At 68.3% G+C, this 17161-nt stretch carries 14 protein-coding genes; 4 read left to right on the top strand and 10 right to left on the bottom strand.

The window, feature by feature from the left end; all coding sequences use genetic code 11:
* Positions 1–164: 164 nt before the first annotated feature.
* From ABE434_RS07570 to pyrE, 8 genes are all read right to left on the bottom strand, one after another.
* Complete coding sequence (locus ABE434_RS07570; protein WP_319209582.1) at positions 165–884, bottom strand: response regulator transcription factor; 720 nt, start codon at positions 882–884, stop codon at positions 165–167.
* Positions 865–3525, bottom strand: coding sequence for a sensor histidine kinase KdpD (locus tag ABE434_RS07565; protein WP_346478393.1), 2661 nt, complete (start codon positions 3523–3525; stop codon positions 865–867). The genes ABE434_RS07570 and ABE434_RS07565 overlap by 20 nt, the downstream gene beginning before the upstream one ends.
* Before the next feature lie 37 nt (positions 3526–3562).
* Positions 3563–4234, bottom strand: coding sequence for a potassium-transporting ATPase subunit KdpC (gene kdpC, locus ABE434_RS07560; protein ID WP_346478392.1), 672 nt, complete (start codon positions 4232–4234; stop codon positions 3563–3565).
* The gene (kdpB, locus tag ABE434_RS07555) at positions 4231–6282 is read right to left on the bottom strand and encodes a potassium-transporting ATPase subunit KdpB (protein ID WP_346478391.1); all 2052 of its coding nucleotides are present in this window, start codon (positions 6280–6282) and stop codon (positions 4231–4233) included. The genes kdpC and kdpB overlap by 4 nt, the downstream gene beginning before the upstream one ends.
* Before the next feature lie 11 nt (positions 6283–6293).
* Positions 6294–8012 (bottom strand): potassium-transporting ATPase subunit KdpA, encoded by a 1719-nt coding sequence (gene kdpA, locus ABE434_RS07550; RefSeq protein WP_346478390.1) that lies wholly within the window; start codon positions 8010–8012, stop codon positions 6294–6296.
* Between the two features lie 12 nt (positions 8013–8024).
* Positions 8025–8117 carry a potassium-transporting ATPase subunit F gene (locus ABE434_RS07545; protein ID WP_019183961.1) on the bottom strand — a complete coding sequence of 31 codons (93 nt, stop codon included), beginning with the start codon at positions 8115–8117 and terminating at the stop codon, positions 8025–8027.
* A 707-nt stretch (positions 8118–8824) separates the two neighbouring features.
* A complete protein-coding gene (locus ABE434_RS07540) occupies positions 8825–9487 on the bottom strand; it encodes a hypothetical protein (protein WP_346478389.1) in 663 nt (220 codons plus the stop codon).
* Between the two features lie 15 nt (positions 9488–9502).
* Positions 9503–10162 (bottom strand): orotate phosphoribosyltransferase, encoded by a 660-nt coding sequence (gene pyrE, locus ABE434_RS07535; protein ID WP_176987761.1) that lies wholly within the window; start codon positions 10160–10162, stop codon positions 9503–9505.
* 207 nt (positions 10163–10369) lie between these two features.
* On the opposite strand from pyrE, the gene ABE434_RS07530 reads away from it, so the two are divergent.
* The 3 genes from ABE434_RS07530 to ABE434_RS07520 all read left to right on the top strand — a co-directional run bounded on the left by ABE434_RS07530 (position 10370) and on the right by ABE434_RS07520 (position 12771).
* On the top strand, positions 10370–11170 hold the full coding sequence (locus ABE434_RS07530; protein WP_176987762.1) for an exodeoxyribonuclease III: 801 nt from the start codon (positions 10370–10372) through the stop codon (positions 11168–11170).
* Positions 11167–12462, top strand: coding sequence for an MFS transporter (locus ABE434_RS07525; RefSeq protein WP_176987763.1), 1296 nt, complete (start codon positions 11167–11169; stop codon positions 12460–12462). Before ABE434_RS07530 ends, ABE434_RS07525 begins: the two co-directional genes overlap by 4 nt.
* Before the next feature lie 81 nt (positions 12463–12543).
* A complete protein-coding gene (locus ABE434_RS07520; protein WP_346478388.1) occupies positions 12544–12771 on the top strand; it encodes a hypothetical protein in 228 nt (75 codons plus the stop codon).
* 67 nt (positions 12772–12838) lie between these two features.
* Here the strand turns inward: ABE434_RS07520 and ABE434_RS07515 are convergent, their stop codons facing one another.
* Positions 12839–13966, bottom strand: a complete 1128-nt coding sequence (locus ABE434_RS07515) for an anhydro-N-acetylmuramic acid kinase (protein ID WP_346478387.1) — start codon at positions 13964–13966, stop codon at positions 12839–12841.
* Positions 13967–14032: 66 nt separating this feature from the next.
* Entirely contained in the window at positions 14033–15496 is a 1464-nt protein-coding gene (locus tag ABE434_RS07510) for a peptidoglycan DD-metalloendopeptidase family protein (protein WP_346478386.1), read from the bottom strand.
* 168 nt (positions 15497–15664) lie between these two features.
* Between ABE434_RS07510 and tyrS the strand changes: the two genes are divergently transcribed.
* Positions 15665–16876, top strand: a complete 1212-nt coding sequence (gene tyrS, locus ABE434_RS07505) for a tyrosine--tRNA ligase (protein WP_176987767.1) — start codon at positions 15665–15667, stop codon at positions 16874–16876.
* Positions 16877–17161: the final 285 nt, after the last annotated feature.

Genomic DNA, 17161 nt, shown 5'->3' with positions numbered 1-17161 from the left:
CTGCGTGGGTACCGACCAACGGTCGGTACCCACGCAGATCAGCGGTAGTGCCGGCCGCTGGCCGGCTCTTCGCATTCCTTGAACGTTACGTGGAGCCGGCCAGCGGCCGGCACTACCTTGCATCCACGCGCATGGACATCCACGCCATGCGTGGATGCCTTTGATCACCCCTTGAACCGCAGACCCACGCCGGGCTCGGTGAACAGATACCGCGAATCCAGCGCGGAATCGCCCAGCTTGTGGCGCAGCTTGCCGACCAGGATGCGCAGGTAATGCGTATCGTGCTGGTGCGTCGGCCCCCAGATCTCCTGCAGGATCTGCGGCTGGGTCACCACCCGCCCGGCATTGCGCAGCAGCAGTGACAACAGCGCGTACTCCTTGCGCGTCAGCGCCACCGGCGCACCGTCCAGCATCACCTCGCGCCGGACCAGGTCGATATGCAGGTGCCCATCGTCGAACTGCGGCAGCACGCCCTCGCTGGACACCGTGCGCGAGCGCAGCAGCCCGCGCACGCGCGCCATCAGCTCCTGCGTTCCGAACGGCTTGGTCACGTAGTCGTTGGCGCCGGCATCCAGCGCACGCACCTTCTCGGTCTCGCTGGCCCGCACGGTCAGCATGATCACCGGCACCTGGCTCCACTGGCGCAGTTCACCCAGCACCTCATGGCCTTCCATGTCGGGCAGGCCGATATCCAGGATGACCAGGTCCGCCCCTTCGCCGACCAGCGCTTCCAGCCCGGCCTGGCCGGTCGCGGCCTGGGACACGCGGTAGCCCTGCGCGCGCAGGCTGATCTCCAGGAAGCGCCGGATCTGCGCTTCATCGTCGATCACCAGCACGCGCGCCGGGGGCACGCCGTGGGAAGCCTCAGGAATCGTCGTTGTCATCGGCAGGGTGGGGATGCAGCAGGGGCAGTGTGATGCGGATCAGGGTACCGCGTCCGTCGCGCCCCGGCAGCGCCTGCACGCTGCCGCCATGCGCGCCGATCATGCCCTGGCAGATGGTCAGGCCCAGCCCGGTGCCGTGCCGGCCCCGGTCGCCACGCTCCACGCTGTAGAACATGTCGAAGATGCGCGCCCGCTCTTCGTCAGGAATCCCGGGGCCGGCGTCGAGCACATCGATGCGCAGCTCGCCCTCGACCAGCCGCGCCTGCACTTCCACTGCCGCGCCGGGCGGGGAAAATTTGGCCGCGTTCTCCATCACGTTGAACACCGCCTGCTCGACCAGCGCCGGATGCACCCAGATCGGGGCCAGCGCAGCCGGAATATCCAGTTTGAGCAGCACATCGGGCTGATAGCGCTGCAGGCGGCGCGCGGCCGAGCCGACCAGCTCATCCACGCCGATCCAGTCGCGGTTGATCTGCAGGCCGTCATGGCCGAGCCGGGTCATGTCCAGCAGGTTCTGGATGTAGCGGTCCAGGCGCTCGCCTTCGACCAGGATGGTGTCCAGCAGGGCGCGGCGGTCGCTGGCATCCATCGCATCGGCATAGCTGGAGAGGCTGTCGGCCGAGCCGATCATCGCCGCCAGGGGCGAGCGCAGGTCATGCGAGACCGAGGACAGCAACGCCGAACGCAGCCGCTCGGTCTCGTTGCTCACATGCGCTTTCTCCAGATCGGCCACCAGCTGGGTGCGCAGCGCAGCCTGGGCGATATCGTCCACCATCGCTTCGGCCAGCTGGCGCTGCTCGGGCGTCAACCGCGGGGCCTCGCGCGGGAAGCGCATGCCGGCCACGCCGATCGCGCGGTCGTCGCCGTCCAGCAGCGGCAGGAACCACCAGCCGGCGCCGGCCAGCGTATCGGTGAAGCGCCCGCTGGGCTGGCCATGCCGGTGTGCCCAGTCGGCGGCGGCCAGATCGGTGTCGCCCGGTGCGGCGCTGCCACTGGCGCTGGTGTACTGCCCGATGCGCAGCCATGCCGGCGCATCCATCGCCTGTTCCAGCGCTTCACGGCCGGCCTGCGCGACCTGCTCGTTGCTGGGCGCGCTGGCCAGCTGCCGGCCCAGCGCCTGGCGCGCATGCGCGTGCCGGTTGGCGGCGCGCAATGCCACCACCTGCATGCGCAGGCGCGAGGCCAGCCGTCCGGCCACCAATGCGGCTGCCAGGAACAGGAAGACCGTGATCACGCCCTGGCGCGCGCTGATCGCGAAGGTGAAGCGCGGCGCGATGAAGAAGAAGTTGTAGGCCAGGAAGCACAGTGCGGCCGCGATCACCGCCGCACTGGTGCGGCTGCGCGCGGCGACCATCACCACCGCCACGATGAACACCATCGAGAGGTCGTACAGCCCGATCCAGCGCTCGGCGACCAGCGCCACCAGGCACGCGGCCGCGGTGGCGCCCAGCGCCAGCAGCGCGTCCTTGCCGGCACTGCGGCTCGGAAGGGACAGGCCGGACCGTCGCGCACGCGCTCGCGCCTGCGGCGTGCCGATGATGGTGATCTCGAAATGCGCGCCGCGCCGGATCAGCTGCTGGGTCAGCGTGCGGTTGAGCATGCGCGCGAGCGGGCGCTCCCGCGTGCGGCCCAGCACCAGCGTCGACACGCCATTGTGTGCGGCATGGTCGAGCAGGGCATCGGCAATGCTGGAGCCATGCAGCAGTTCGGCCTCGCCCCCGAGGCGCCGGGCGAGGGCGAAGGCGGCATCGATCTCGCGCCGGGTCTGTTCGTCGTGCGCGCGCGCCTGCACCGTCACCACCGTCCACGGCGCATCACGCCGTTCGGCGATGCGCCGGCCGACCCGGACCAGGTACTCGCTCTGGCCACCGCCATCGATCGCCACCAGGACGCGGCGGCGCAGTGGCAGGTTGCCTTCGCCGCGCGCGGCGCGGGTCTCGCGCAGGCTGCTGTCCACGCGATCGGCCGCTTCCTGCATGGCCAGCTCGCGCAGCGCGGTCAGGTTGGCCGGCGAGAAGAACGCCTGCAGCGCCTGCGCCGCCTGTTCGGGTACGTAGACCTTGCCCTGCTGCAGCCGCTCGATCAGCTCGCGCGGCGGAAGATCCACCAGCACGATGTCATGCAGACGGTCGAGCACCGCATCGGGCACCGTCTCGCTGACCCTCACGCCGGTGATGCGCATGACCACGTCATTGAGGCTCTCCAGATGCTGGATGTTGACCGTGGTCCACACATCGATGCCGGCATCGAGCAGTTCCATCACGTCCTGCCAGCGCCGCTCATGGCGACTGCCCGGCACGTTGCGGTGCGCCAGTTCGTCGACCAGCACCAGCGCCGGGCGACGCGCCAGCACCGCATCCAGGTCCATCTCTTCCAGCGCGTGCTGTTGATACTCGCGCTGCAGCAGCGGCACCTGCGGCAATCCCGCCAGCAGCGCCGAGGTTTCGGCGCGGCCGTGGGTTTCCACCAGCCCGATCACCACGTCCACCCCGCGGCGCAGTTGTTCGTGCGCGCGGGTGAGCATGCTGAAGGTCTTGCCAACGCCCGGTGCCGCACCCAGGAACACGGTGAGCTTGCCGCCGGCTTCGCGCTGCAGGCTGTCGGCCAGGGCATCGGCCTGGCGGGTACGGGAGTCGCTCATGGGCGGGGATTGTGCGCCCCGGACGGTACGCAGCGCATCAACGCGTTCCGTAGAGCCGGGCGCTGCCCGGCTGCCCATCCTGCGTATCCAAGGCCAGGTTCAACGTCATCACGTTCACCCGTGGCTGCCCGAACACGCCCCACTGCGGGCCCAGCGTATGCGCCTTCACCAGCGCCGCCACCTGTTCCACCGGCAGCCCACGGCTGCGCGCCACGCGCGCTATCTGCACCTGCGCCGCCGCCGGCGACAGTTCCGGATCCATGCCCGCGCCGGACTGGGTGACCAGATCACCCGGCACCTGCGCGGCGGGCACGCCCTCGCGTGCGGCCACTGCGGTGATGCTGGCCTGCACGCGTTCCTGCAGGGCCGGGTTGCTGCGCGCCATGTTGCTGCCGGCGGCCGCCATCGGGTCGTAGTTGGCCGCCGACGGTCGCGCCTGGAAGTAGCCATCACCGACGAACGGTTGCGCGATGAGCTTAGAGCCGCGCACCTGCCCCTCGCGGAGCAGCAGGCTGCCCTCGGCCTGCGCCGGAAACAGCAGCCCGCTCACGCTGGTGGTGGCCACGGCATAGGCCAGGCCGAGCAGCAGCAGGCTGCTCACGCCGAGCACCAGGGCAGGGCGCCAGGCGCTGTCCTGCTGGAGCTGGGTAGAGGCGGCAGCGCGGCCGCGCGCCGGACGAGGAACAGAGGTAGCAAGCGAGCGGTTCATGCGCCGAACACCGAGACAAGGAAGAGGTCGATCAATTTGATGGCCGCGAACGGCAGCAACACACCGCCCAGCCCGTACACGAGCATGTTCCGGCGCAGCAGCGCGGTCGCCGTGGCCGGGCGGAAGCGCACCCCGCGCAACGCCAGCGGGATCAGCGCCGGAATCACCAGGGCGTTGAAGATCAGCGCCGCCAGCACCGCGTTGCGCGGGCTGGACAGGTGCATCACGTTCAACGCCGCCATCGCCGGCAGGGTCGAAGCGAACAGTGCCGGCAGGATCGCGAAGTACTTGGAGACGTCGTTCGCCAGCGAGAAGGTGGTCAGCGCACCGCGCGTGATCAGCTGCTGCTTGCCCACTTCAACGACCGCCAGCAGCTTGGCCGGATCCGAATCCAGATCGACCATGTTGCCGGCTTCCTTGGCGGCCTGGGTACCGGAGTTCATCGCCAGCCCGATGTCGGCCTGGGCCAGTGCCGGGGCATCGTTGGTGCCGTCGCCGACCATCGCGACCAGGCGGCCGCCGGCCTGCTCGGCGCGGATGCGGGCGAGCTTGTCTTCCGGGCGTGCCTCGGCGATGTAGTCGTCCACACCGGCCTCGGCCGCGATCGCGGCGGCGGTCAGCGGGTTGTCGCCGGTGATCATCACCGTGCGGATGCCCATCGCCCGCAGCTGCGCGAACTTCTCGCGCATGCCGTGCTTGACCACGTCCGACAGCTCGATCACGCCCAGCACGTGGCGGCCCTCGCACACCACCAGCGGGGTCGCACCGTTGCGTGCCACCTGCTCCACGCGCCCCGCCAGCTCCGACGGCACCGTGCCGCCCAGCTCACGCACATACGCGGTGATCGCATCGGAGGCGCCCTTGCGGATGCGGCGGCCGCCGTCCAGATCGACGCCGGACATGCGGGTCTGCGCGCTGAACGCCAGATACTCCGCGTGGTCCGGCTCGGCGGTGGTGCAGCCCTGCTCACGCGCCAGCCGCACCACCGACTTGCCTTCCGGGGTCGGGTCGGCCAGCGAGGACCGCAGCGCCGCTTCGCGCAACTGGCTGGCATCGATACCGGCCAGTGCATGGAAATGCGTGGCCTGGCGGTCGCCGTAGGTGATGGTGCCGGTCTTGTCGAGCAGCAACACGTCCACGTCGCCGGCCACTTCCACCGCCTTGCCGGATTTGGCCAGCACGTTGGCGGCCAGTGCGCGGTTCATGCCGGCGATGCCGATCGCCGGCAGCAGCCCACCGATGGTGGTGGGGATCAGGCACACCAGCAGCGCGATCAGCAGCAGCGGATCGACCTGCACGCCAACGAACGCCCCGATCGCCGGCAGCGTCGCCACCACCACCAGGAAGGTCAGCGTCATCGCCGCCAGCAGCAGGGTCAGCGCGACCTCGTTCGGGGTCTTCTGGCGGTTCGCGCCTTCCACCAGCGCGATCATCCGGTCCAGGAAGCTGTGCCCCGGCTCGGCGGTGATGCGCACGATGATCTGGTCGGAAAGCACCTTGGTGCCGCCGATCACACCACTGCGGTCGGTGCCGGCCTCGCGCAGCACGGGCGCCGATTCACCGGTCACGGCGGCTTCGTTGATGGTGGCCAGGCCCTGCACGATCTCGCCATCGGCCGGAATCAGCTCCCCGGCACTGACGATCACATGGTCGCCCGGGCGCAGCTCGGCGGCCGGCACCTGGGTCTCGCTGGCGCCGGCATGCGCGGCGGCCAGCCGACGCGCGCTGAGGTCCTGGCGGGCACGCCGCAGCGAGGCCGCCTGGCCACGGCCACGCGCTTCGGCGACGGCCTCGGCGAAGTTGCCGAACAGCACGGTCAGCAGCAGGATCGCGGTGACCGCCAGGCCGAAGCCCAGCGGTGCATTGCCGGTCACCGTGACCAGCGCGCTGACCACGGTGCCGACCATCACCACGGCCATCACCGGGCTGTGCAGCAGATGGCGCGGCGAGAGCTTGATCACCGCATCGCGCAGGGCGCGGCGCCAGCCGGCGCCATCGAGCAGGCGCTGGCGGCGGTGGGAAGAAACGTTCAACGGATACGTACTCATGGAAGGAGGTCTCAGTGCTGCGTCAGCGACAGGTGGTCGGCGACCGGGCCCAGCACCAGCGCCGGCATGAACTGCAATACGGTGAGGATGACGATCAGCGCGATCAGGGTCACCGCGAAGGTCGGGGTTTCGATCTGCAGCGTGCCGGCCGATTCCGGCGCACGCCGCTTGGCCGCCAGCTGCGCGGCCACGATCAACGGGATCACCAGCACCGGGTAGCGGCCCAGCAGCAGCACCAGGGTGCAGCTCAGGTTCCACCACACGGTGGCATCACCGAGGCCTTCAAAGCCCGAGCCGTTGTTGGCGAACGCCGAGGTGTACTCGTAGAACACCTGGCTGATGCCGTGGAAGCCGGGGTTGGAGGTGCCGGTGATCGACGGGATCGCCAGGGTCAGCGCGGTGAAGCCCAGGATCGTGATCGGCTGCAGCAGCACCAGCAGCGCGAGCAGGCGCACCTGCGGCGTCTCCAGCTTGCGACCGAACAGTTCCGGCGTGCGGCCGGTCATCAGCCCGGCCAGGAACACGCCCAGCAGCAGGTAGACGATGAACTGCTGCAGGCCGCAGCCGATGCCGCCCCAGATCGCATTGACCAGCATGTTGACCATCGGGATGGCGCCGGCCAGCGGGCTGAGCGAATCGTGCATGCCGTTGACCGAGCCGTTCGAGACCTGGGTGGTGATCGCCGCCCACAGGCCCGTGCCATCAGCACCGAAGCGCACTTCCTTGCCTTCCATCAGCAGCGGGCTGGCCGCGGTGGCCGAATGGCCCTCCAGCCACACGGTGGCGGCCACGGACACACTGGACATCGCCAACATGCAGCCGAACACCAGCCCGGCCAGGCGCCTGCGCCCGGTGAACGCGCCCAGCATGAAGATCACCGAGATCGGGATCAGCAGGATGCCGATCAGTTCCAGTGCGTTGGACAGCGGCGTGGGGTTCTCCAGCGGCATCGAACTGTTGGGGCCGTACCAGCCACCGCCATTGGTGCCAAGCTGCTTGGCCGCGACCATCGCCGCGACCGGGCCGAGCGGCAGCTTCTGCGTCTCCATGCCGGCCGCGGCATCGATCGGCGTCGCCTGCGGACCGGCCGCCAGCGTCGAGGGCACGCCCTGGCTGGTCAGCAGCACCGCCCACAGCAGGCACAGCGGCAGCATGAAGCGCACGCTGGCGCGCACCACATCGGCGTAGTAGTTGCCCACATCGACCCGACGGTCCGCGCTGAGCAGCGCGGCCTGTTCGGCCGGCACGTCCTCGGGACGCGCGCCGAACAGCGCACGCAGGGTGGCCACCACCAGCGCCAGGCCCATCATCGGCGTCACCACCTGCAGGCCGGTGATCGCGGTCATCTGCGAGAAGTAGGACAGCTGCGCCTGGCCGGAATAGTGCTGCTGGTTGGTGTTGGTCAGGAACGACACCATCGTGTGCAGCGCGGTATCCCAGCGCATGTTGGGAATCTGGTCGGGATTGAACGGCAGCCAGGCCTGGGTCATGAAGACCGCCTGCACCAGCACCGCGATCACCACGTTGCTGAGCAGGAAGGCGCCGACGTAGCCACGCCAGGACATGCCGCGCGCCGGGTTCACCCCGAGCAGCCGGTACAGCGGTTTTTCAATCCACCCGAACAGCGCGTCGCCGCGCATCGGGCCACCGCGCATCACCCGGGCGAGATACAGCCCAAGCGGAAAGGCCAGCACGATGCTGGCCAGCAGGATCAACAGGATCTCGGTCATGGTCGGCTCCGGTCAGAAGGTTTCGGGCCGAAGCACGACGTAGAGCAGGTAGGCGGCGGCAACGAGCACCAGCACGCCGCACAGCAGGGAAAGCCAGGCAGACATGGTCGTGGCCTCAAACGCGGGAAAGGGAGCGCGCGGTGCTCGGGGCACCGGCGGGGAAGACAGGCAGATACAGGCTCATGGGACGTCCAGGTGGAACCACTCCACGTCAGGCGCTCATGGTCTGCCTGCCCGGCATAAACGCTCCACGCCCCAAACCGGCGCCCCGCGTAAAAAGTGCATAAAAAGGTGCTTCGCCTCATGGATCGGAGCGCCTCATTCCACGGCAATGCAGATGCGTACGGCCGTGTACGTCTGGCCTGGGAACTCCGCCGGAGGGTGGATCCGGTGGCGTCTCCGCTCAGGTTTGTCGCGAGCGTGAGGGCCCCGCAGCGGTGGGCAGGCCCCTCGGCAAATGTCCCCCGGCCGCCGCCTGGCGGCGACGGCCTCCTCCTTGATTTTGCCCAGGAGCCTACCCACCGCTACAGGGCTCGCGTGTGGTGCGCGTGCTGCAACCCAGGGTTTTCAGTGGGGCGCCAGTGGTCTGGATACGCGGGGTGCTATGCCCTTGTGGGCGAAATCAAGGAGGAGGGGACGGCCGCAGGCCGGCACCGGGGGACATTCGCCGACAAGGGCATAGCGGCCCAGCGCCCGACCCATCGACCGCCGCACTTGAGAACGTCCAGAGCGCTTCACACTTGCCGCGAGGACAACAACAAAAAAGGCGGCCCAAAGGCCGCCTTCGTTTCAACGCCATCGCACAGCCACCCTTACCCGCGCGGATCACTCCCCACGCCCTTGAGCAACCGATAGCGCTGCAGCGTGCCCTCGATCTCCACGTCCAGCGCCCGGCGCTGCTGCTCGAACGAGGCCTGCATGCGCCGCTGCGTCACCAGCTCGGCATGCCGCGCGCGGATGCGCTCGGCCTGCTTCTCCGACACCGGCTGCCCATCCAGTTCGCGGTTGCCCGCGCCGGCCAGCAGCGTGACCAGCGCATCGCGCACGCTGGCCACGTTGTAACTGGCGGTGTGGATGTTGTTGTCCAGGATCCCACTGCGCTCGGCGAACACCCGGCGCAGGTCGTCCTCGCTCTCGTACGTCGCCAGCATCGCCTGCTCGGTGCGCTGGCGGGTCTGCTCGGCGGCCAGGTCCAGGCGCTGCTGCGCGGCCTGCGCCGCGACATCGGCGCGTTCCTCGTCGGTCAACGCGCGCTGCACTTCGCCACTGCGCATGCCGCTGCGCAGGTTGAACTCCTCGCGTGCGTTGTTCACCGCCTCCTGGGGCAGCGCATCACTGCAGATCCGCTCGCTGCCCTTGTTCCAGCAGTACAGCTTCTTCGGCGTCGCGTCGGCCGTGCGTTTCTGCGCCTGGGCAGGCAACAGCGGCACGGCCAGCAGCAGGCCGACAACGGTGAACGTGGCAAACCTGGACATGAAAGCCCCCTGCTCTCAACGCGTAGGACGGCTGCCGTAGCGGGAACGATAGTCCTCCAGCGGCTGCCGGTAGCCCACAAGTTCCGGATTTCCGGAGGCAAAATCAAGCAGGTCGGCCAGCGTAGCCACCGCGACCACCGGAATCCCGGCTTCTTCGGCGACGGCCTGCGCGGCGGAACGGGGGTCGGTTTCCGAGGCGATCTCCTGGCGGTCCAGGGCCACCACGATGCCGGCCGGGGTGCCGCCGGCGCCCTTGATGATCGCCAGCGCTTCGCGGATCGCGGTGCCGGCGGTGATCACGTCGTCGACGATGAGCACGCGCTTGCCGTTCATGTCGGCGCCGATCAGGTTGCCGCCTTCGCCATGGTCCTTGGCTTCCTTGCGGTTGAACGACAGCGGCAGGTCGCGGCCGCGCTGGGCGAATTCACAGGCGGTCGCGGTAGCCAGCGGGATGCCCTTGTAGGCCGGGCCGAACACGACATCGAACTTCAGGCCGGTGGCTTCCACGGCATCGGCGTAGCAGGCCGCCAGCTGCGACATGCGCGCGCCGGAATCGAACCGGCCGGCATTGAAGAAATAGGGGCTCAGACGGCCGGACTTCAGGGTGAACTGGCCGAAACGCAGGGCATCGGCGGTCAGGGCCAGTTGCAGGAAACGGTGGCGATGGTCGCTCATCAAGACTCAATTCAATTCATTTGGAGCGCAAATCCTAATGCATGTCTGCATTTTTCCGCTCGCCGGCCCCTCCGGCCCGGTGTCGCACAGGGTGGCGAGACGATCCCGGGGGGCGCCGGGGCAGGCCACCCGCGTCCGTTTCCAGCCAGCCCCTGCAAGGGCCGAAACGGTATGCTCTTGCCGGTATCGTTCCAGACCCGGGTCAGCATGCGCATCATCAGTTTCAACGCCAATGGCATCCGTTCCGCCGCCACCAAGGGCTTCCTCGAGTGGTTCCGCGCCCAGGACGCCGACGTCCTGTGCATCCAGGAAACCAAGGCCCAGGAAGACCAGCTGACCGACCCGATGTTCCGCCCGGACGGCCACCACTGCTTCTACCGCGACGCCATCACCAAGAAGGGCTACAGCGGCGTGGCGATCTACAGCAAGCGCGAGCCGGACCAGGTGATCACCTCGCTGGGCTGGGCCCCGTTCGACGATGAAGGCCGCTACATCGAGGCCCGCTACGGCAATCTCAGCGTCGTCTCCTTCTATATCCCCTCGGGCAGTTCGGGGGACCTGCGCCAGGGCTTCAAGTACGAAGTGATGGAATGGCTGCGCCCGATCCTGGCCGGCTGGCTGGCCAGCGGCCGCGACTACGTGCTGTGCGGCGACTGGAACATCGTGCGCTCCGCGCTGGACATCAAGAACTGGAAATCCAACCAGAAGAACTCCGGCTGCCTGCCGCCCGAGCGTGACTGGCTCAACGGCCAGTGCGTGGACGCCGACCAGGCGCTGGACCTCGCGGCCGGGCAGGGCTGGACCGATGCCTACCGCCTGCTGCACCCGCAGGGCGAGGACTACACCTGGTGGAGCAACCGCGGCCAGGCCCGCGCCAACAACGTGGGGTGGCGCATCGACTATCAGTTCGTCAGCCCGGGCCTGCGCGACCGCCTGCGCAGTTGCTCGGTCTACCGCGATGAGCGCTTCTCCGACCATGCCCCGTTCACGGTGGACTACGCCCCATGACCGAGGCGGACGCGCCGGTGTCCTACAAGGGCTGGGCCGGGATCAAGCGCGCCTTCGGCACGCCCTCGGCGCTGACGATGGCCTTCCTTGGCTTCGGCAGCGGCCTGCCGTTCCTGCTGATCGCCTCGCAGACCCTGTCCACCCGCCTGCGCGATGTGGGCCTGGACCTGAAGAGCATCGGCCTGATCAGCCTGGCCAGCTTCTTCTACCTGATGAAGTTCGTCTGGGCACCGTTGATCGACCGCTACGCTTTTCCGCTGGTCAGCGCGCTCGGCCGCCGCCGTTCCTGGCTGCTGGCCTCGCAGATCGGCGTCACCGGCGGGCTGTTCGCGCTTGCCTTCGTTCGTCCCGAGCTGGGCGTCACCCCGCTGGTGCTGTGGGTGCTGGTGGCCTCCTTCGCCGGCGCCACCCAGGATTCGGTGGTCGATGCCTACCGCATCGAGATCGCCCCGGAGAGCGCGCAGGCCGCGTTGGCCGCCACGTACACGCTGGGCTACCGCATCGGCCTGATCCTGGCCGGCGCGGGCGCGCTCTACCTGGCCCAGTTCGAAGGCTGGATCGTGGCCTACCTGGCCATGGCCTCGCTGATGCTGCTGCCCATCATCACCACGCTGGTCTGCCGCGAGCCGGTCCAGCCGGAAGTGCGCATCCAGCGCCGCATCGATTTCTTCGGCGCCTTCTGGCAGCCCATCAGCAGCTTCTTCAGCGCCAATGGCGTGGCGCTGGCGCTGGCGCTGCTGGCGTTCGTGGGGCTCTACAAATTCCCCGACCAGGTGATCGGGGTGATGTCCGGTCCGTTCTATCTGGATTCGGGCTTCACCAAGGCCGATATCGCCACCGTCTCCAAGCTGTTCGGCGTGTGGATGGGCATCGGCGGCGCGTTCCTCGGCGGCATCGCGGTGGCTGCGTTCGGCTTCCGCCGCATGCTGCTGGTCGCCGCCCTGGGCGTGGCGCTGTCCAACCTGGCGTTCCTGCTGATGGCGCACAACCCGGGCCAGCTGTGGGCGTTCTACGCGGCGCTGAGCGCGGACAACCTGTTCCAGGGCTTTGCCGGTACGGTGCTGGTCGCCTTCATGTCGTCACTGACCGACCGCAACTTCACCGCCACCCAATACGCGCTGCTGGTCTCGCTGGCCAACCTGCCGGGCAAGTTCGTCGGCGGTGTCTCGGGCTACATCGTCGAAGCGAGCTCCTACAGCACCTTTTTCATCCTCAGTGCCACCACGGTCATCCCGACCCTGCTGCTGCTGATCTGGCTGTGGCCGCGGATCCGGGACCGCAGCACGGCATAAGCGGTTTGCGTGCCGGCAGGGCCTGTTGGATCATGCCGGCACAACGGCCGTGGGGACGGCATCACGCCAACGGGGAGAACGATGGCTGATCTACTGCTGCGGGATGTGGACCCGCTGTTGCTGGAACGTATCCGCCGGATCGGGGCCGCCCGCGGCTGGACCCGCGAGGACACCTGCATGGCGCTGCTGGAACAAGGCCTGTTCGCCAGCGAACTGGAGGTCCGCAGCGGCTTCCACGATCCCGAGGTCGACGCGCTGGCCGCTGCCATCGCGGCCCTGCAGGCCCTGCCAGACGCGCAGGGGCTGTAACGGCGGCAAGCACCGGACGGCGCCTCGGCGATCACAGCCGCAGGGCAGCGCCCGCCGCCGTGGCCCTTCAGGCCGGGTGGATCGCCCCGAGAATGCGCGGTCCCCGCGCGCCACTCACGCTCGGCAGGTTGCCGGGCAATCCGGCCAGGGTGCGCTGCGCCAGCCACGCGAATCCCATCGCCTCCAGGTAATCCGGATCCAGCCCGTGCACCGCGCTGGATTCGATCACCACGCCCGGCAGCCGCGCACGCAGGCGCCGCAGCAGCTGCGGATTGCGCACGCCACCGCCGCAGACCAGCACCCGAGTCGCGCCCGGCAGATGCGCCAGCAGTGCATCGGCCACCGTCGCGGCGGTCAGCTCGAGCAGGGTCGCCTGCACGTCCGCGCCGGAGACCTGCCCCTCGCCCAGCTGCGCCTGCGCCCAGTCCAGGTGGAACTGCTCGCGCCCGGTGCTCTTCGGCGGTGGCAGCGCGAACCAGGGATCGGCCAGCCAGCGGGCCAGCAGCGCCGCATCGACCTGGCCACTGGCGGCGAACGCGCCATCCGCATCGAACGGTGCGCCGCGATGGCGCTGGCACCAGGCATCCATCAGCGCATTGGCCGGGCCGGTATCGAAGCCGCGCGGTGTCCCGTCGCGCGGGATCAGGGTGAGATTGCCGATGCCGCCCAGGTTGAGCACGGCGCGGTCTTCATCGCTGTCGCCCAGCATCGCCAGGTGGAAGGCCGGCATCAGCGGCGCGCCATGCCCGCCGGCGGCCACATCGCGGCGGCGGAAATCGGCCACGGTGGTGATGCCGGTGAGTTCGGCGATGCGGTTGGCGTCGCCGATCTGCATCGTGAAGGCGGGATCGGCCAGCGGCCGGTGGCGCACGGTTTGCCCATGCGAGCCGATCGCGTGCACCCGGGTGCGGTCGACCCGCGCGCTGTCCAGCAGGCGGTTGGCGGCCGCCGCGAAGGTGATCCCGACCTGGGCATCCAGCCGGCCGAGCGCGTCCAATGAGGTGATGGTGCCGCCCTCGCCGAGCGCGATCAGTTCGGCGCGGATCGCCGGATCCCAGTCGTGGGTCAGGCCTTCGACAAAGCGGCAGCCGCCCTCGGCGGGGAACTGCACCAGCGCGGCATCGATGCCGTCGGCGCTGGTGCCGGACATCAGGCCCAGGTAGAGCGGGGTAGTGGGATCAACAGCAGAGGTCATGGCCAGGCGGTCCAACGGGTTGCGTGCAGCTTCCGCGCAACCCGTTGCCGCCGTCAATCAATGCGATCAGCCGCGGTTGGACTTGACCGGCTTGCCGGCCTTCGCCGTGGCCGTATCGGCGGCCTTGGCCTCCGGTGCCGGGCTGGCATCGGCGTAGATCAGCTTCTCCATGCCCTGGATGCGCGCCAGCGCCGGGGCGGTCTGCGCACGGAAGGCGGCCAGCTCGGCGCCCTGCAGCGGCTCCGGCGGCGGCATCGTCACCGACAGGGGGTTGCGGTGCACGCCGTTGACGCGGAATTCGTAGTGCAGGTGCGGGCCGGTGGCCAGGCCGGTCGAGCCGACGTAGCCGATCACCGTGCCCTGCGCCACGCGCTGGCCGGTCTTGATCTTGCCGAACCGCGACATGTGCCCGTACAGCGTGGTGTGGCCGCGGCCATGGTCCAGGATCACCACGTTGCCGTAGCCGCGCTGGGTCCCGGCGAACTGCACGCGGGCATCGCCGGCGGCCATGATCGGGGTGCCGGTGCGCGCGGCGTAGTCCACGCCCTTGTGCATGCGCATCTTGCCCAGCACCGGGTGCTTGCGCGCGCCGAAGCTCGAGCTCAGCCGCGCGAACTGGATCGGCATGCGGATGAAGCTCTTCTTCAGCGGCCGGCCGCTGGCATCGAAGTACTCCGACTTGCCGTTGCGGTCGAAGCGGAAGCCGCTGTAGGTCTTGCCGCCCGAGCTGAAGGTCGCCGCGAGGATCTTGCTGGTGTCCACCTTCTCGCCTTCGCGCCAGGTTTCATCCATCACCACGCTGAAGCGGTCGCCCGGCTGCAGGTCCTTGGAGAAGTCGATGTCGTACTTGAAGATCTCGTCGGTCATCGTCGCGATCGCCGAGGGCGACAGGCCCGCCTTTCGCGCGGCGGCATACAGCGAGCTGGTGATCTCCCCACTGGCGACCACGCGGCGGGTGGAGCTCTCGCGCTTGCTCACCGTTTCGGTGATCTTGTCGCCGGCCAGGGACAGCTCCACGCGGTTGTCGGCATCGCGGTCGAAGCGGATCGTGCGCAACTCACCGGACAGCGGCAGGTCGAAGGCGATCTCCGCACCGGGGCGCAGCTTGGTCAGCGATTCGCGTACACCCGGGTGCTCCAGCACCTGGTGCATCACCGTGGCCGGGATGCCGGCCTGGTCGAACAGATTGCTCAGGGTCTGGCCGCGCTGCACGCGCAGCACCTGCCAGCTGTCGCCCGGGGTCTGCTGCTGGCGTTCCAGCGACAGCGGCGGCAACGGCAGCGCCAGGGTCGAATGGCTGACCGAGTAGGGCGAGTCGATGGTGTGCGAGAAGCCGGGGACGATCGTGGCCACCAGGGCGCCGATGGTGGCGAACAGGCTGGCGTGCATCCAGTGGCGGCGGGTCCAGCGCTGGTTGAAGGCCGCGGGAAGATGCTGTTTGAGCTTCCGATGGAGGGCGGTGTCGTGGAGGACGTGGAGACGTTCCTTGAAGCGCTGCTTGCGCGCGCGGCCTTGATCGGAATTGAGCATCGTCGGTCTGTTCCTGGCTGGCCCGGGAGCGCGGGCCCAAACGTCGGTAACATAGACAGGTATAAATACCGCGTCAAACCCTTGTGCCTATTGGCTTTTGTGAAGCACCTGCGGTTAACTTGTACTTAACGTCATTCATATAAATAAGGCATTGCCGGGAGTTGTCACGTGTCCTCGATTGAAGAAGCCATCGCCCTGATCGGGCGTGGCGCCGATGAGATCCTCAAATCCGACGAGCTGCGCCAGCGTCTGGAAAGCGGCCGCCCGCTGCGGGTCAAGGCCGGCTTCGACCCCACCGCCCCGGACCTGCACCTGGGCCATACCGTGCTGTTGAACAAGCTGCGCCAGTTCCAGGACCTCGGCCACCAGGTGATCTTCCTGATCGGCGACTTCACCGGGATGATCGGCGACCCCTCGGGCAAGAACGTCACCCGCAAGCCGCTCACCAAGGAAGATGTGCTGGCCAATGCACGTACCTATGAAGACCAGGTCTTCAAGGTGCTGGATCGCGAGAAGACCGAAGTGCGCTTCAACTCGGAGTGGTTCGGCAAGATGGCCGCGGCCGACATGATCCGCCTCGCCGGCCAGCACACCGTGGCGCGCATGCTCGAGCGCGACGACTTCGCCAAGCGCTATGCCGCCCAGCAGTCCATCGCGCTGCATGAGTTCCTGTACCCGCTGGTCCAGGGCTACGACTCGGTCGCGCTGGAAGCGGACGTCGAACTCGGCGGCACCGACCAGAAGTTCAACCTGCTGATGGGCCGTGGCCTGCAGGAGCACTACGGGCAGAAGCCGCAGATCGTGCTGACCATGCCGCTGCTGGAAGGCCTGGACGGCGTGGCCAAGATGTCCAAGTCGCTCAACAACTATATTGGTATCAGCGAACCGGCCATCGACATCGTCACCAAGACCATGAAGATCGGCGACGACCTGATGTGGCGCTGGATCGAGCTGCTCTCCTTTGATATCAGCCAGGCCGAGGCCAAGGCCCTGCGCGAGCAGGTCGACGCCGGCGGCTTGAACCCGCGCGAGGTGAAGCTCCGCCTGGCCCGTGAGCTGACCACGCGCTTCCATGACGCCGCCGCGGCCGAGCAGGCCATTGCCGGCTGGAACGCCGCCGTCACCGGGCAGGGCGATGTGACCCTGCTGCCGCTGCAGGAAGTGGTCATTCCGGCCGAGGGCCTGCGTATTGGTGCACTGCTGACGGCTGCCGGCCTCACCCCGAGCAACTCCGAGGCCTCGCGCAAGCTCAAAGAGCGTGCGGTGAAGGTGGACGGCGAAGTGGTGGACGACGCCCAGCAGGTGTTCGTGCCTGGTTTCGAGGGCCTGCTGCAGGTCGGCAAGCGCACCTTTGCACGCGTGCTGCTGGTCGCCGCCTAAGTGGCACAAGGGGTTCGGGCGATCCGGACCCCTTTCAGCATGAATGGGAGGGCGGCAACGTGAAAAAATGTCACGTACCCCCTTCACAAACGGCTCCGATAGGGACATACTTTCCCTCCCCCGACGCAGGGGCCACCGCAAGGCGGCAACCGCGAAGGAACAGGACTTCAACTACTTCGAAAGAAGGTGTTGACGGAAACGAAAAGCCTGACATAATAGGCGGCTCGCAACGACGAAAGCCTCTCGGGGCAAACGACGAAGCGGCATCGGCAACAACGGTTCACT

Source organism: Stenotrophomonas sp. TWI1183 (assembly GCF_039673115.1).
Taxonomy (GTDB): Bacteria; Pseudomonadota; Gammaproteobacteria; order Xanthomonadales; family Xanthomonadaceae; genus Stenotrophomonas; species Stenotrophomonas maltophilia_AA.
This window is presented reverse-complemented; position numbering and strand designations above follow the sequence as displayed.

Excerpts from the sequence above, each read along its gene's own strand:
- ABE434_RS07570 (WP_319209582.1), bottom strand. The coding sequence starts at position 884 with ATGACAACGACGATTCCTGAGGCTTCCCACGGCGTGCCCCCGGCGCGC.
- ABE434_RS07565 (WP_346478393.1), bottom strand. The coding sequence starts at position 3,525 with ATGAGCGACTCCCGTACCCGCCAGGCCGATGCCCTGGCCGACAGCCTG.
- kdpC (WP_346478392.1), bottom strand. The coding sequence starts at position 4,234 with ATGAACCGCTCGCTTGCTACCTCTGTTCCTCGTCCGGCGCGCGGCCGC.
- kdpB (WP_346478391.1), bottom strand. The coding sequence starts at position 6,282 with ATGAGTACGTATCCGTTGAACGTTTCTTCCCACCGCCGCCAGCGCCTG.
- kdpA (WP_346478390.1), bottom strand. The coding sequence starts at position 8,012 with ATGACCGAGATCCTGTTGATCCTGCTGGCCAGCATCGTGCTGGCCTTT.
- ABE434_RS07545 (WP_019183961.1), bottom strand. The coding sequence starts at position 8,117 with ATGTCTGCCTGGCTTTCCCTGCTGTGCGGCGTGCTGGTGCTCGTTGCC.
- ABE434_RS07540 (WP_346478389.1), bottom strand. The coding sequence starts at position 9,487 with ATGTCCAGGTTTGCCACGTTCACCGTTGTCGGCCTGCTGCTGGCCGTG.
- pyrE (WP_176987761.1), bottom strand. The coding sequence starts at position 10,162 with ATGAGCGACCATCGCCACCGTTTCCTGCAACTGGCCCTGACCGCCGAT.
- ABE434_RS07530 (WP_176987762.1), top strand. The coding sequence starts at position 10,370 with ATGCGCATCATCAGTTTCAACGCCAATGGCATCCGTTCCGCCGCCACC.
- ABE434_RS07525 (WP_176987763.1), top strand. The coding sequence starts at position 11,167 with ATGACCGAGGCGGACGCGCCGGTGTCCTACAAGGGCTGGGCCGGGATC.
- ABE434_RS07520 (WP_346478388.1), top strand. The coding sequence starts at position 12,544 with ATGGCTGATCTACTGCTGCGGGATGTGGACCCGCTGTTGCTGGAACGT.
- ABE434_RS07515 (WP_346478387.1), bottom strand. The coding sequence starts at position 13,966 with ATGACCTCTGCTGTTGATCCCACTACCCCGCTCTACCTGGGCCTGATG.
- ABE434_RS07510 (WP_346478386.1), bottom strand. The coding sequence starts at position 15,496 with ATGCTCAATTCCGATCAAGGCCGCGCGCGCAAGCAGCGCTTCAAGGAA.